Raw genomic sequence first — 14,050 nt, forward strand, 5'->3', positions numbered from 1 at the left:
CTTTTTTGTAAGTTCGCCGCCAAAAAATTCAAACGCCCCCTTACGAGGCGGCCGATGACGGCTAAACCTTCAGCCTCTCCAGCAAATACGCGCGGACGTCGTCTGCCAGATCATCGCGCTTCAGCGCCAGATCGATCGTCGCCTGCACGAAGCCCAGCTTGTCGCCGACGTCGTAACGCGTACCGTCGAACCGATAAGCGGCGAGCGGATTCGCCAAGCCCAGCTGCTGCAGGCTGTCCGTCAGCTGAATTTCTCCGCCCTTGCCCGGCCGTGCCTTCTCGAGCAGGTCGAAGATCGCCGGTTCGAGCACATAGCGGCCCACGACGGCGAGGTTCGACGGCGCTTCGCCCGGCGCCGGCTTCTCGATGAGCGAGCGGATGAGCTCCGGCGCATGCGGGTGCAGCTCAGCAATCCCGTATTTATGTGTTTGATCCCACGGCACTTCCATCAACGCCACGACCGATGTCTCCCGCTCGCGGTGCAGATCGATCATCGCCTTCAGGCAAGGCGGGTCGGATTGAAGAATATCGTCGCCGAGCAGGACGGCGAACGGCTCGTTCTCCACGAAGCTGCGGGCGCTGAGGACGGCATGTCCGAGTCCAAGCGGCTCCCGCTGGCGGATGTAGCAGACGTCAGCCAGATGCGAGATGCCGCGCACAAGCTCCAGCAGCTCGGCTTTGCCGTGCGCTTCCAGCTCGGCCTCCAGCTCGTACGATTTGTCGAAATGGTCCTCGATCGCTCGCTTGTTCCGTCCCGACACGATCAATATGCGATCGATGCCCGAGGCGACGGCTTCCTCGACGATATATTGGATGGCCGGCTTGTCGATTAGCGGCAGCATCTCTTTGGGCTGCGCCTTTGTCGCCGGCAGGAACCGGGTGCCGAGTCCCCCGGCCGGTATGATCGCTTTGCGTACGCGTTTGCTCAACTTCTTGTCCCCCCCATAAATGCTCTTGCACTTAAGCTCCATTCTACTCTTCTCCGAACTGAACATCCATAGCCGCTCAACCCGCCGCGGGCCGGTAACCGCCCCATTGTCAAAGTTTCATAGCTTACCTGGGCAGGCCCCTGCATTTGACTTCGGTTCCCAGATCGTGACAAACTTGTGGGAGCGCCCATACAAGATCAAGATGAAACGGCCAACGCCGTCTTTGCGGCGGAGCGCGTTATTCCGCTGACCGATTTGAACCAACTTAACCTGCGAAGGAGTGTCTTGCTATGCTGTTTACCCGTAACTTGCGAACATCCCGCCGCGATGAAATGATCGACATTACGCGCGAGGTCGCCTCGATCGTCGCCAAGGAGAACGTCCGGGAGGGCATCGCGGTCGTCTATTGCCCGCATACGACGGGCGGCATCACGATCCAAGAGAACGCAGATCCCGATGTCAAACACGACGTGCTAATGCGGCTGGACGAGGTCTATCCGTGGGAGCACCCCAAATATCGCCATGCCGAAGGCAATACAGCCTCTCATCTGAAGGCGATCACGACCGGTTCTTCGCAGACGATTATCGTACAAGACGGCAAGCTGCTGCTCGGCAGATGGCAGGGTATCTATTTCTGCGAATTCGACGGGCCGAGAACGCGCGAATACGTCGTCAAGCTGATCAAAGGCTAATCTTCTCCGGCGAGCAGCCGCAGCCGCTCATAACGCCTCCTCTTCCACCCCATTCGCCGCGCGCGCAGAGGGCAGAAGAACGGGGCGTTTTTTTATTGACATTTTTGCTTATTTATAATAATTTTAATTTAGGATTTATTTTAGTTAACCTGAAATGTGAATTGATGGCATCGTTATGCAGCATGATTGGAGGAGATACCTGATGGAAAACGTCGTCATACTCGGCACCGGCCCTGCCGGCCTGGCCGCCGCCATATATCTTGCCCAAGCTGGCTACAAGCCCCTTATATTCGAAAGCGCGCCAGTCTCGTCCGATTCCGACAAGCCCGTGCCGGTTGGCAGTACGCACGCCAGAATGCGCGCGCAGGCCATCCGGATTGGCGTTCGGTTTCGCGCCGGACGCGCGGCGTTGATGCCAGGCACGCCCTTTCGGATCAAGCTGGAGTCGGGCACGCCCCTAGCTTCGCGGGCGATCATCATAGCCGACGGCGAATTGGTGCACGATATGGATATCCTTGGCGGATATCCGCAGGAGGAGCCCGGGCAAGCCGCATTCGCGGGCGGCGACGGCTTTTTCATCCAGGGACATCAGCTGTTCGTCGGCGGTAGCGGCGATGACGACAGCCAGGATGCATTATTCCTGACGCGCTTCGCCTCCGAAGCCCGTCTCGTGCAGCGCCGCATGCAACAACGCGCTTACGCCAATCCGAGCACGCGATGGGCGATCGACATGACGCCGATCGAGGTGATTCCGGGCGAGCTGGGGCTGCACGGATTAAAAGTCCGCATGACGGCCGACAGCATGCATTTGCCGTCCACGTTAAGCGGCTCTTCGCCCCAATCCGGGCCCCTAAGTGGCGGTATGCCGGTTGAGATTCGGTCCGCATTCATCGAGAGCGGTATCCTCTCGAAGGCGACGGGAACGCCGGCGTGCAAGCCTGGCATTTTCGTTTGTCGCGGCAACCTGTCTTCCGGCGACATCCATCCGCTCCAGGCCGCGGCGGCGGGCTGCCTGGCCGCCATCCGCTGCGAGCATTTCCTCGACATAAAGGCGGCCGCCGTCTAACGATTCAAGGCCGCGGCACCGGTGTAAATGAAAAGTAGTCCAACCTATCGATAAAAGGAGTGTTGACTTATGGCAACCGCAACGGCGACGAAAAGCGTACAAGAAATTCTCAATAAACAGGTAGCAAATTGGAGCGTACTCTATGTGAAGCTGCACAACTTCCACTGGTATGTGAAGGGCTCGCAGTTCTTCACGCTGCACGTGAAATTCCAGGAGTTCTACGAGGAAGCGGCGCTCCACGTCGACGAGCTGGCCGAACGTCTGCTGGCGATCGGAGGCAAACCAGAAGCGACGATGAAGCAATACCTCGATACCTCCAGCATCAAGGAAGCCAAAGGCACCGAGAGCGCGGAGCAAATGGTCGATACGCTGATCGACGACTTCGGCACCGTCATCGGCGAGCTGAAGGAAGGCATGGAGAAAGCCGAGAAAGCCGGCGACGAGACGACGGCCGACATGCTGCTCGCGATCCACAGCACGCTGGAGAAGCACGTATGGATGCTGAAGGCGTTCAACGGCCGCTAATCGGCCGGCGCGAAGTCTCCATCCGACGCAGCAGCTGATATCAGGCATGCCTATAGCCCATTCGCGATCCGAGCGGTACGCGAGTGGGCTTTTTGACGCGCTTGCTTGGGATGAGCCCAGGATGTGATCGTAAAAGAAACAGCCCGTTCACCCCCAATGAGGATGAACGGGCTTGCCGCTCTTGTTGCATATCCGCGAAAGCGCGGCGATTACACCGTCTGCGGCGCCTGCTGGCTGAGCGCGATCGCCTGCTCCAGGTCGGCCAGAATATCTCGGACCGATTCCGTGCCGATCGACAGTCGGATCAGCCCCGGCGTGACGCCCGCCGCCAGCTGTTCGTCCGGCTTCAGCTGCGCGTGCGTCGTGCTCGCCGGATGGATGATCAGCGACTTCGAATCGCCGACGTTCGCCAAATGCGAGAACAGCTGCGTCGCATGGATCAGCTTCTTGCCCGCCTCGATGCCGCCTTTGATCTCGAAGGCGAGAATCGCGCCTTGGCCGTTCGGCAAATACTTCTGCGCCAGCGCGTGCGACGGATGGCTCGCGAGACCCGGATAGCTGACCCATGCCACGTCGGCATGGTTCTCCAGATACTTGGCAACCTCGAGCGCGTTCTGGCTGTGGCGCTCCAACCGCAGATGCAGCGTCTCCAGTCCCTGCAGCAGCAGGAAGGAATTGAACGGAGACAACGCGGAGCCGAGGTCGCGCAGCAGCTGCACGCGGGCTTTGATAATATACGCGAGCGGCCCTACCGCTTCGGTGTACACGACGCCGTTGTAGCTCGGGTCGGGCTCGGTCAGGCCCGGGAATTTGCCGCTTGCCGCCCAATCGAACGTGCCGCCGTCCACGATGACCCCGCCGATCGACGTGCCGTGGCCGCCGATGAATTTCGTCGCCGAGTGGACGACGACGTCCGCCCCGTGCTTGATCGGCTGCAGCAAATACGGGCTCGGGAACGTGTTGTCGACGATCAGCGGAATGCCGTTCTCGTGGGCGATGGCCGCCACGGCCTCGATGTCGAGCACGTCGCCTTTCGGATTACCGATCGTCTCGCCGTAGAGCGCCTTCGTTTTGTCCGTGATGGCGCTGCGGAAGTTCTCCGGGTCGCTCGAATCGACGAACGTCACTTTGATGCCGAGCTTCTTGAGGGTATGCGCGAATAGATTGTACGTGCCGCCGTATAGGCTCGAGGACGAGACGATCTCGTCCCCGGCTTCGGCGATATTGAGAATCGCGAACGTGATCGCGGCTTGCCCCGACGCGAGGCCGAGCGCGCCGACGCCCCCCTCGAGCGCAGCGATGCGCTGCTCGAACACGTCCGTCGTCGGATTCATGATACGGGAGTAGATGTTGCCGAATTCCTTCAGCGCGAATAGATTAGCCGCATGGTCCGTGTCGCGGAAGCCATACGAGGTCGTTTGGTAGATGGGTACGGCCCGTGACAACGTCGTCGGATCGAAATCCTGCCCTGCGTGCACAGCCAACGTTTCCAATGTGTAGTTCGGTTTGTCGCTCATCGTGTTTTCCCCTTTTCGTCTTGAAATTAGGAACGCGATTATGCCGATTCTTGGATGTGACTTCCATATTGATATTCTTCGACCTGCTGCAAATCCCTGCTTCGAATGAAAATCAAATAATTCACATTAAATTACTTGGTTTTAGCGTAGTTTAGCACTTTTTTCCTACAACCGTCAATTCTTTTCCACCTCTAATGACAAGGATCGCTCAGGCGCAGGTTCGAACGAGGCACCCGCATGCTTAAAGGCATCGTTCGCACGCGGTCTCCCGCTGCGGCGCACACGGAAAGAGCCGCCTCCCGTTGCCGGGCAGGCGGCTCTTTCCATTCGCTATCCATCGCGTTCGTTTGCCGCATGAATCGTTCAGGCGGTGAATATTTCGTGCTATAAACCGTTGCTTGTTAGCCACGTTACCGTTGCTTTTTAGCCACGCTACCGTTGCTTATTAGCCACGGTTACCGTTGCTTTTTAGCCACGGTTACCGTTGCTTTTTAACCGCGATTTGCTCGGCCAGCTCGTTCAAATACGTCCAGCGGTCCATGAGCTCCTCCAGTTTCGCTTCGAGCTGCTGCTGCTCCGTCACCAGCTGCTGCAGCAGCATCGAATCGCTGCCCGATTCGTCCATCCGCTTGGCGACCGCGGCGAGCGCCTCTTCGGTCTGCGCGATCGTCTCGTCGATCGTCTCGAACTCCTTCTGCTCCTTGTACGACATCTTCGTCGGTCCGGCATTCTCCGCCGCGCGTGCCGAAGATGCAGGCGCCGCAACCGCCGGTCGGCTCGCCGCCTCGGCTTGCGCCTTGCGTCCCGTCTCCGCCGCCGCCTGCTCCGCGAACTCCGTGTAGTTGCCGACATGATGCGTCACGACGCCCTCGCCCTCGAAGGCCAGTATTCGGTCCACCGTCCGGTCCAGGAAGTACCGGTCATGGGAGACAACGAAGACGACGCCCGGGAAGTCGTCCAGGTAGTCCTCGAGCACGGTCAGCGTCTGGATGTCCAGATCGTTCGTCGGCTCGTCGAGCAGCAGCACGTTCGGGGCGTCCATCAGGACGCGCAGCAGCTGCACCCGGCGTTTCTCGCCGCCGGACAGCTTGCCGATCGGCGACCACTGCATCGTAGACGAGAACAGGAAGCGCTCCAGCATTTGGCCCGCCGATACCGACGAGCCGTCTCCCGTCGTGATCCGTTCCGCACCTTCCTTGATGTAATCGATCACCCGCATGGTATCGTCCATCTCCTCGCGCTCCTGCGAGAAAATGCCTAGCCGCACGGTCGGACCAAGCTCTACCGTACCCGCGTCCGGCGACAGCTGACCCGCTATCAGCTTCAGCAGCGTCGACTTGCCGAGCCCGTTGCGACCGACGATGCCGACGCGATCCTCCGGCACCGCGATATAGCTGAAGTTACGAATGACCGGACGCCCTTCAAACGCCTTGGTTAGTCCGTCGATCTCGACGATCTTCTTGCCAAGCCGCGCGGACGCCACCGACAATTCCAGCTTGCCCGACGCCTTCTCCGGCGCCGCGTCCTTCAACGCCTCGAACCGCTCGATACGCGCCTTCTGCTTGGTTGTCCGCGCTTTCGCCCCGCGCCGCATCCAGGCCAGCTCGTTGCGGAACAGGTTCTGCCGCTTCGCCTCCGATGCCGCGTCCCGCTCCTCCCGCTCCAGCTTCAGCTCGAGGAATCGGCTGTAGTTCGCCGTATAGAAATACGCTTTGCCCCGGTCCAATTCGAGCGTCCGGTTCGTCACCCGGTCTAGAAAATACCGGTCATGCGTAATCATAAGCAAAGCGCCTTTGCGCTTGGCTAACATTTGCTCCAGCCAAGCGACCGATTCATTGTCGATATGGTTGGTCGGCTCGTCCAGCAGCAGCACGTCCGCCGGCTGAATCAGCGCCGTCGCCATCGCGACGCGTTTGCGCTGGCCGCCCGACAACGTGCCTAGCTTGGCGTCGAAGCGATGAATGCCGAGCTTCGTCAGCGCCGTCTTCGCTTCGCTCTCGATCGTCCACGCGTCCAGCTCGTCCATCCGCTGGTTGGCGCGGACAAGCTTCTCCTGCAGCGCCGCGTCGCCGCTGTTCAGTTCGAGCGCCGCCAGCGCTTCGGCATAAGCGCGCACTGCCTTCATCGGTTCGGAATCGCCCGCGAGCACGTGCGCCAGCACCGTCGCTTCGGGATCGAAAGGAGGATCCTGCGCGAGCAGCTGCACGGTGACGCCGCCGGCGGTCATGATCGATCCGGCATCCGGCTGCTCCAGCCCCGCCACGACTTTCATAAAGGTGGACTTGCCCGTTCCGTTGACGCCGATAATGCCGATTTTGTCGCCGGCCTCGATACCGAACGAGACGTCTTCGAACAGCATTTTCTCGCCATAGCTTTTCGTTATATGATCAACCGTTAATACGTGCATGCTTCTACCGCCTATCTTCTCAATGTAGAGAGGTCCGTCGCTTCTCCTGCAAACCCTTCGCTTTAACTTTATACGAAGAGGCTTGCGGGGGCAACCGGGTCGAACGCCGTATGCCGGCGGAATTCAGGGTGAACTCGCGGCACTGCGGGAACGGGACTACAAGGATGCGCGCGCCCCTGATCGGGCGCCGCTCGAATCAAAAACAGCGCCGCAGGGTGCCTTCTCGCACACCTGCAGCGCTGCTGCCTCGTTCTTATTGGATTAGCATGAACCTGTCGGCCGATTAAGCCAGCACCGCTTCGCGCTCGGCGCGCGCGTACCGGACTTCCTCGGCGCGTACAGCGATCGCCGCCATCGTGCGGACCGCTTCGAGCGGATACTTCCCGGCCGCCGTCTCGCCGGAGAGCATGACCGCGTCCGTGCCGTCCCAGATCGCGTTGGCGACGTCGCCCGCTTCGGCGCGCGTCGGGCGCGGCTGCTGCTGCATCGACTCGAGCATTTGGGTCGCCGTCACGACGAATTTGCCAGCCTTGTTGCAAGCGGCGATCATTTGCTTCTGCGCGATCGGCACGTCTTGGATCGGAATCTCGACGCCGAGATCCCCGCGCGCGACCATGATGGAATCGGATGCCGCGATGATCGCGTCCAGCTCGTCGAGGCCTTCCTGGTTCTCGATTTTGGACATGACCTTAATGTGGGAAGCGCCCGCGTCGGCCAGCATCTTCTTCACTTCGAGCACATCCTCCGCGCGGCGCACGAACGACATCGCGATGATCTCCACGTTGTTCTCGATGCCGAATTGGATATGCTGCTTGTCGCGCTCCGTGACGCCCGGCAGCGACGTGCGAATGCCCGGCAGGTTGACGCCTTTGCGCGATTTAATGACGCCGCCGTTCAAGATCGTGCAGACGACGTCCGTCCCTTCGATGCGCTCGACGGCCAGCTCGATCAGACCGTCGTCGATCATGATGCGGGAGCCGACTTTAACGTCCTTGGACAAATCGTAGGATACCGAAATCCGGTCGATCGTGCCTGCAATCTGCTCCGTCGTCAGCGTCAGCGCAGCGCCGCTTTGCAGCAGGTACGATGGTTCCGCCAAATTGCCCGTGCGAATTTCCGGTCCTTTGATATCCAGCATGATTTCAATTGTGGTATTCTTCTTGCGAGCGGCTTCGCGTACGAGTACGATCCGGTTCTGGTGATCGTCCAGTTCGCCGTGCGCCAGGTTCATGCGGGCGATGTTCATGCCTGCGTCGATCATGTTCTCCAGCATCTCCGGGCTCAGACAAGCTGGTCCCATCGTACAAACGATCTGTGTTTTTTTCATTGCGTTTGTCCACTCCTGTCAAATACTATCGTTCTTTGTCTATCGTTAGTTCTATTGTATAGGAGCGGCTGTTCAAGATCGATGAACTATAGTACAGTAGTTATACTATAGTCCGATAATAATTGAGGCGACGCTATTGTTCAGTATTTTTCATATCGGCGAAGAGCGCGGCATCCTACGTCAGGACCGGCGCCGGCTGGGTAATGACAGTTATCTCTTCTTGTGGGTCCGGTTCGGGCGCGTGACGCTGGAGATCGCCGGCAAATCCTACGTCTGCGGCAAGAACGAGCTGCTGCTCGTGCCGCCCGGCCGGACGCTGTACGAGCTCAGCGGCGAAGGCGGCATCCGCGACGCGATCGCCGTCCGATTCAGCCCCGCCACTGCCGAGGTCTCCAGCCAATTGCCGCTGCTCGGGGCGATTACGCCGCTTGTGTGGACAACCCGCATGCCCGAGCTCATCGACGAGAAGCTGCTGCAGCTGACCGGGCACTGGAACGAGCGCGCCCCTTACTATTCCGTGCTATGCAGCGCCTTGCTGGCGGAAGTGCTCGTCCTGATCAACCGGGAAGTCGATTCCGGAGCGAAGATGCCGTCGACCCTCCAGCATGCCGAGCGGATGAAGCGGTATATCGACGAGCATTACCGGGAGAAAATCACGAAGCTGGAGCTTGGCCGCTGCGTCGGCGTCAGCCCGAACTACGCCGCCGCGCTGTTCCGCAGCGTGACGGGGCTGACGATCAGCGATTTCGTCCACCGCAAGCGGATGAAGATTGCGCAATATTTGCTCCGCCACTCGCAGCTGACCGTCCAGGAGATCTCGGAGCATCTCGGCTACAACGACCCGTCCTACTTCAACCGGACGTTCAAGCGTACGGTCGGACGGCTGCCGTCGGAGCTGATCGCGGAGCGGAGCCAGCGGGAGTAAGACGGTTAGATTGGCCCGGGGACGGGCGCAATTATAATGAAATCGACGAATGAAGTTCATACTGGCCTTAAGAAGGCCCGACAATACGGAGAGGATGATGACGATGAACGTCTCGATTTTGAAGGCGGAATTGAAATACACCGGGAAAGAGGACGGCTATCTGGGCTTCGTCCATTTTGCGGTCGAGGGCCACAAGTCGGACTATGAGCTGACGCTCAAAAGCAAAAACTGCGAGGACTGGATGTACAGCCTGAATTTCCTGAGCGGCCCGGGCAAAGAAGTCCAGATCCACAAGGTGGAAGAGCAGATCGAGGAGAACGACGAGTTGTTCGACACGCTGATCGACGCGGCGCTGGACGCGCTGGAGAAGGAGAAGAACGAGGGCGGCGGCGAGCAAGCTTAGCTTCGAACGCGAGCGGGGAGACCGGCAATCAGCCAATGCTCCCCGCTATTTTTATTTTCATGTGGCGCGATAGCTGTACTTCCGCGGTTCCTCTATATAGCTGCTTAGCGGGATGCAGTCGTCGGTATCGAGCGAAATCACGCATCCCTCTGCGGCATGGAGTCGCATGCTGCCGCTCCAAGGGGGGCTTCATTTGGCAGAATAGCCAATCCATAAAAGCCGCGGGTCACATTTCTGTAACCATTCTTTAAGGTTATCATAAGCCCGACTTCAGCTTCGTTTAAGGTTCGGCGCCTATACTTAATTCCAACGACCCCCCTTTATAATAGAGTAAGACTTGGACCCGCAGCGATGCGGGTCATTTTTTTGTCTTATCATGCTTATAAGTCATCGAAAAACCGGCTCGCGCTCGCGGCCGGTTCGCCCTCGTTCAATATAGCCATGTCTTCAGCAGCGCCGATAGCTCGCGAATGTCGCGAATCTCCGCGTGCGGCGCATGGTCCGTGTCCGGCGCGGCGCCGCGGCGGTTCAGCCAGACCGAACGCCAGCCTGCTTCCATCGCCCCTGCGATGTCGTTGCGCCAGGAGTCGCCAATATATAGACATACCTCCGGCGCATGCCCCGTCACGTCGCTCACGTGCTCGAAAATCCGCGGGTCCGGCTTCGCGATCCCTACGCCGTCCGAGATGAAAATCCGGTCGGCCGCCACGATCCGGTCCAGCCCGAGCGCGCGGATTTTGGCCATCTGATGCTCGACCGGCCCGTTCGTGACCATGCCCAGCCCCAGCCCGGCTTCGCGCACGAGCGCGATGGCCTCAAGCACGCCGTCCGACAGCTCGATCCGCCCCTGCTCCTCGATATAACGGGCCTGTACCGCCGCCGACTGTTCGCGCGTCACCGCAAGGTCGAACTCCGCGAACGCCAGCATGACGCGCTGCACGCGCATCTCCTCCAGCTCCATGTGCCCCTCCGCGTAAATCTCCCAGAGCCGGTCGCTGTGATAGCGCACCCGCCGGTACGCCGTCTCCAGCGGAAAGTCCGCCGGCAGCGCCAGCACCGCCAAGGCCGCCTTGCGGAACGGGGAGAGCGAATCGTACATCGTATCGTCCAAATCAAAAAAGACCGCTTCGAACCGGCCCATATTACGGCTTGCTTCCTTGTTCATATCAGCTGCTGCCTTCCTTCCGTCGCCACCTTTATCGGCACCATCGTACCATGAAGCGGCGCGGGTTGGTAGCCGGGAGCAATAGCCAGCAGAGAAGGAGCCGCTGCTGGCGGCGGCTGAAGTCCACACTTCGCCCGGCCGAAGCGCGCAAAAAACCATCCCAAGGCACGTCCGCCCCGAGATGGCTTCTCCATGTCCGACCGCTAATTTCGATTAATGACCACGAGCTTCAGCTCGGTCATGTCCTCGATCGCGTATTTGATCCCTTCGCGCCCGAGACCGCTCTCCTTCACGCCGCCGTACGGCATGTGGTCGACGCGGAACGTCGGGATGTCGTTGATCATAACGCCGCCGACGTGCAGCGCGTCCGCCGCGTCGAGCGCGGTGCGCAGGTCGTTCGTGTAGATGCCCGCCTGCAGGCCGTACGTCGAATCGTTGACGAGCCCGATCGCTTCGTCGATCGAGCCGACTCGGCCGACCACCACGATCGGTGCGAATACTTCCTTGCATGACACCTGCGCGTCCGGAGGCACGTTCAGCAGCACGGTCGGCAGCAGGATGCCGCCTTCGGCCGATCCGCCGCACGCTACCGTCGCCCCGCGCTCGACCGCTTCCCCGATCCAGCCGAGCGTGCGCGTCACTTCGCGTCCGGCGATAAGCGCCGAGACGTCGGTCGCCTGATCGAGCGGGTCGCCGACCTTCAGTTGGCCGACCGCCGCGACGAGCTTCTCGACGAAAGCCTCATACAACGCCTCCACGACGTAAATCCGCTGCAACGAAATACACACTTGCCCCTGATTCGAAAATGCCCCCACCGCGCAGCGCGCGACGACCGCATCCAAGTTAGCATCCTTGTCGACGATGACGGCGGCGTTGGAGCCCAGCTCCAGCGTCACCTTCTTCAGCCCTGCCATGGCGCGAATGGACGCGCCGACCGCGGCGCTGCCGGTGAAGCTGATCGCACCGACGCGCGGGTCGGTCGTCATCTTCTCGCCGAGCAGTTTGCCATCGCCGGTAATGACGTTCAGCGCGCCTGCCGGCAGCCCCGCTTCGGCGAACAGCTCCGCGATATAGAACGCGGACAGCGGCGTCTGCGGCGCGGGCTTGAGCACGACCGCGTTGCCGGAGGCGAACGCCGGACCGAGCTTATGCGCGACGAGGTTCATCGGGAAGTTGAACGGCGTGATCGCGCCGACGACGCCGATCGGCTCGCGCGTCGTATACGCCAGGCGACCTTCCCCGCCCGGCGCAGCGTCGAGCGGGATCGTCTCGCCGTGCAGCCGCTTCGCTTCCTCGGCCGCGAACTGATACGTCTGCACCGTGCGATCGACCTCGGCATACGCCGCCTTCAGCGGCTTCGCCGCTTCGAGCGCGATCAGCCTCGCCGCTTCCTCCTTACGCTCGCCGAGCAATTGGGCCACCCGGTACAAGATCGACGCGCGCTGGTGCGCGGGCATCCGGCGCATGGCCGGGCGCGCCGCGACGGCCGCTTCGATCGCCAAGTCCGCCTCCGCCAATCCCGCATTCGCGATCTCGGCGATCGCTTCGCCGGAATAAGGCGCATGTAAGGTCGTATAGTCGGCCGTCTCCACCTGAGCGCCGCCGATGAGCAACTGTTTCTTCATATAGTTAGGTTCCTCCTTGCTTCTCCCGTTCGATTACCTTCTGCCAACGACAGCGGCCAGCCGGTCCCGAAGCGCCGCAACAAGGCTGTCGGGACCATGGCTGGCCAGCATCGCTTATTATAGGGCTTTCGCGTACATCTCCGATAAGGCCTCGCTAATGATATCCAGCCCCTCGTCCAGCTGCTCGTCGGTGATGACGAGCGGCGTGAGGAAACGAACGACGTTGCCGTGCACGCCCGCGCTGAGCAGGATAATCCCCTTCTCGTAGCAGGCGCGAAGCAAGCTCGCGACGAACGCCTTCGCCGGCTCGCCGGTCGCGGGCTCGACGAACTCCACCGCGCACATCGCGCCGAGACCGCGCACGTCCCCGATGATCGGATACCGCGTCTGCAGCGCTTCGAAATGCCCGCGAATCCGCTCGCCGATTACCTCGGAGCGATCGCTCAATCCGTCCCGCTCCATCTGCTCGATGACCGCGAGCGCCGCGACGCAGCCAAGCGGGCTGCCGCCGTACGTGCCGCCCAGTTCGCCCGGGCTCGCCGCGTCGAGCAGCTCCGCGCGTCCGACGACGCCGCTGATCGGCAGCCCGGCCGCGAGCGACTTCGACACCGTGATCAGATCCGGCTCGATGCCGAAATGGCTGCTCGCGAACATCCGCCCCGTCCGCCCGAAGCCGGTCTGAATTTCGTCGGCGATAAACAAGATGTTATTGCGTTTGCACACGTCGTAGACGCCCTTAACGAAAAGCTTCGGCGGCACGATGAAGCCGCCTTCGCCCTGCACCGGCTCCATGATGACCGCCGCGAGCTCTTCCGGGGCCGCCTCGGTCAGGAGGAAATCCTCGAACTGCTTCACGCAGAAGCTCGCGTATTCCTCTTCCGTCATCGACGCCGGACGGTGATACGGATAGGGATACATCGCCTTGTAGGTCGCGGGCGCGAAAGGTCCCATTTTGAACTTGTACGGCTTCACCTTGCTCGTCAGGCTCATCCCGAGCAGCGTCCGGCCGTGGAAGCCGCGCGTGAAGGAGACGATGCCGGGCTTGCCGGTATACTTGCGCGCGATCTTCACCGCGTTCTCGACCGCCTCCGCCCCGCTGTTCAGCAGGAGCGCCTTCTTGGGGAAATCGCCCGGCGTAATCGCCGCCAGCTTCTCGGCCAGCGCGACGTACGATTCGTACATGCCGACGTGGAAGCTCGTGTGCAGGAACTTCTCCGCCTGCTCCTGAACCGCCTTCACGACCTCCGGCGGACAGTGTCCGGCGTTGATCGTGCCGATCGCGCCGACGAAATCGAGGAACGTATTGCCATCGACGTCGGCCAGCAGCGCGCCGCTCGCCCGCTCCACGAACAGCGGGAAGTTATTGCCGACGCCGAGCGAGACGGCCGCCGCGCGGCGCTCGAGCAGCGCCGCCGTGCGCGGTCCCGGCAGGGGACCTTGAATGGACGCGAATTTGCGTTCTGTCGCCAT

The 14,050-nt window shown here is 60.9% G+C and carries 12 protein-coding genes; 5 read left to right on the forward strand and 7 right to left on the reverse strand.

Annotated features, from left to right (window positions below):
* Positions 1-61: 61 nt before the first annotated feature.
* Entirely contained in the window at positions 62-928 is an 867-nt protein-coding gene (gene galU, locus ACFSKT_RS16785) for a UTP--glucose-1-phosphate uridylyltransferase GalU (protein WP_377717239.1), read from the reverse strand.
* 290 nt (positions 929-1,218) lie between these two features.
* Here galU and ACFSKT_RS16790 point away from each other — a divergent pair, with 290 nt between their 5' ends.
* The 3 genes from ACFSKT_RS16790 to ACFSKT_RS16800 all read left to right on the forward strand — a co-directional run bounded on the left by ACFSKT_RS16790 (position 1,219) and on the right by ACFSKT_RS16800 (position 3,211).
* Complete coding sequence (locus tag ACFSKT_RS16790) at positions 1,219-1,620, forward strand: secondary thiamine-phosphate synthase enzyme YjbQ (RefSeq protein ID WP_377717240.1); 402 nt, start codon at positions 1,219-1,221, stop codon at positions 1,618-1,620.
* Positions 1,621-1,822: 202 nt separating this feature from the next.
* On the forward strand, positions 1,823-2,686 hold the full coding sequence (locus ACFSKT_RS16795; protein ID WP_377717241.1) for an NAD(P)/FAD-dependent oxidoreductase: 864 nt from the start codon (positions 1,823-1,825) through the stop codon (positions 2,684-2,686).
* 69 nt (positions 2,687-2,755) lie between these two features.
* The gene (locus ACFSKT_RS16800; RefSeq protein ID WP_377717243.1) at positions 2,756-3,211 is read left to right on the forward strand and encodes a Dps family protein; all 456 of its coding nucleotides are present in this window, start codon (positions 2,756-2,758) and stop codon (positions 3,209-3,211) included.
* 209 nt (positions 3,212-3,420) lie between these two features.
* Here the strand turns inward: ACFSKT_RS16800 and ACFSKT_RS16805 are convergent, their stop codons facing one another.
* The 3 genes from ACFSKT_RS16805 to pyk form a co-directional block, all read right to left on the reverse strand.
* The gene (locus ACFSKT_RS16805; protein ID WP_377717244.1) at positions 3,421-4,728 is read right to left on the reverse strand and encodes a homocysteine synthase; all 1,308 of its coding nucleotides are present in this window, start codon (positions 4,726-4,728) and stop codon (positions 3,421-3,423) included.
* Between the two features lie 478 nt (positions 4,729-5,206).
* Entirely contained in the window at positions 5,207-7,135 is a 1,929-nt protein-coding gene (locus tag ACFSKT_RS16810) for an ABC-F family ATP-binding cassette domain-containing protein (RefSeq protein WP_377717246.1), read from the reverse strand.
* A gap of 283 nt (positions 7,136-7,418) precedes the next feature.
* The gene (gene pyk, locus ACFSKT_RS16815) at positions 7,419-8,462 is read right to left on the reverse strand and encodes a pyruvate kinase (protein WP_377717247.1); all 1,044 of its coding nucleotides are present in this window, start codon (positions 8,460-8,462) and stop codon (positions 7,419-7,421) included.
* A 136-nt stretch (positions 8,463-8,598) separates the two neighbouring features.
* Here pyk and ACFSKT_RS16820 point away from each other — a divergent pair, with 136 nt between their 5' ends.
* Together ACFSKT_RS16820 and ACFSKT_RS16825 are read left to right on the forward strand one after the other, a co-directional pair.
* Positions 8,599-9,387 carry a helix-turn-helix transcriptional regulator gene (locus tag ACFSKT_RS16820; protein WP_377717248.1) on the forward strand — a complete coding sequence of 263 codons (789 nt, stop codon included), beginning with the start codon at positions 8,599-8,601 and terminating at the stop codon, positions 9,385-9,387.
* Positions 9,388-9,490: 103 nt separating this feature from the next.
* Positions 9,491-9,790 (forward strand): hypothetical protein, encoded by a 300-nt coding sequence (locus tag ACFSKT_RS16825; RefSeq protein WP_377717250.1) that lies wholly within the window; start codon positions 9,491-9,493, stop codon positions 9,788-9,790.
* 430 nt (positions 9,791-10,220) lie between these two features.
* Here ACFSKT_RS16825 and ACFSKT_RS16830 read toward each other — a convergent pair whose 3' ends face one another.
* The 3 genes from ACFSKT_RS16830 to gabT all read right to left on the reverse strand — a co-directional run bounded on the left by ACFSKT_RS16830 (position 10,221) and on the right by gabT (position 14,050).
* Positions 10,221-10,955, reverse strand: a complete 735-nt coding sequence (locus ACFSKT_RS16830) for an HAD family hydrolase (RefSeq protein ID WP_377717251.1) — start codon at positions 10,953-10,955, stop codon at positions 10,221-10,223.
* Positions 10,956-11,158: 203 nt separating this feature from the next.
* The gene (locus tag ACFSKT_RS16835; RefSeq protein WP_377717252.1) at positions 11,159-12,580 is read right to left on the reverse strand and encodes an aldehyde dehydrogenase family protein; all 1,422 of its coding nucleotides are present in this window, start codon (positions 12,578-12,580) and stop codon (positions 11,159-11,161) included.
* Between the two features lie 117 nt (positions 12,581-12,697).
* Entirely contained in the window at positions 12,698-14,050 is a 1,353-nt protein-coding gene (gabT, locus tag ACFSKT_RS16840; RefSeq protein WP_377717253.1) for a 4-aminobutyrate--2-oxoglutarate transaminase, read from the reverse strand.

Origin of the sequence: Paenibacillus xanthanilyticus (assembly GCF_042682185.1) — a bacterium.
GTDB classification, from domain to species: Bacteria; Bacillota; Bacilli; order Paenibacillales; family Paenibacillaceae; genus Paenibacillus_Z; species Paenibacillus_Z xanthanilyticus.

Coding starts and splice junctions, on each gene's coding strand:
- ACFSKT_RS16790 (WP_377717240.1), top strand. CDS start 1,219: ATGCTGTTTACCCGTAACTTGCGAACATCCCGCCGCGATGAAATGATC.
- ACFSKT_RS16795 (WP_377717241.1), top strand. CDS start 1,823: ATGGAAAACGTCGTCATACTCGGCACCGGCCCTGCCGGCCTGGCCGCC.
- ACFSKT_RS16800 (WP_377717243.1), top strand. CDS start 2,756: ATGGCAACCGCAACGGCGACGAAAAGCGTACAAGAAATTCTCAATAAA.
- ACFSKT_RS16805 (WP_377717244.1), bottom strand. CDS start 4,728: ATGAGCGACAAACCGAACTACACATTGGAAACGTTGGCTGTGCACGCA.
- ACFSKT_RS16810 (WP_377717246.1), bottom strand. CDS start 7,135: ATGCACGTATTAACGGTTGATCATATAACGAAAAGCTATGGCGAGAAA.
- pyk (WP_377717247.1), bottom strand. CDS start 8,462: ATGAAAAAAACACAGATCGTTTGTACGATGGGACCAGCTTGTCTGAGC.
- ACFSKT_RS16825 (WP_377717250.1), top strand. CDS start 9,491: ATGAACGTCTCGATTTTGAAGGCGGAATTGAAATACACCGGGAAAGAG.
- ACFSKT_RS16830 (WP_377717251.1), bottom strand. CDS start 10,955: ATGAACAAGGAAGCAAGCCGTAATATGGGCCGGTTCGAAGCGGTCTTT.
- ACFSKT_RS16835 (WP_377717252.1), bottom strand. CDS start 12,580: ATGAAGAAACAGTTGCTCATCGGCGGCGCTCAGGTGGAGACGGCCGAC.
- gabT (WP_377717253.1), bottom strand. CDS start 14,050: ATGGCGACAGAACGCAAATTCGCGTCCATTCAAGGTCCCCTGCCGGGA.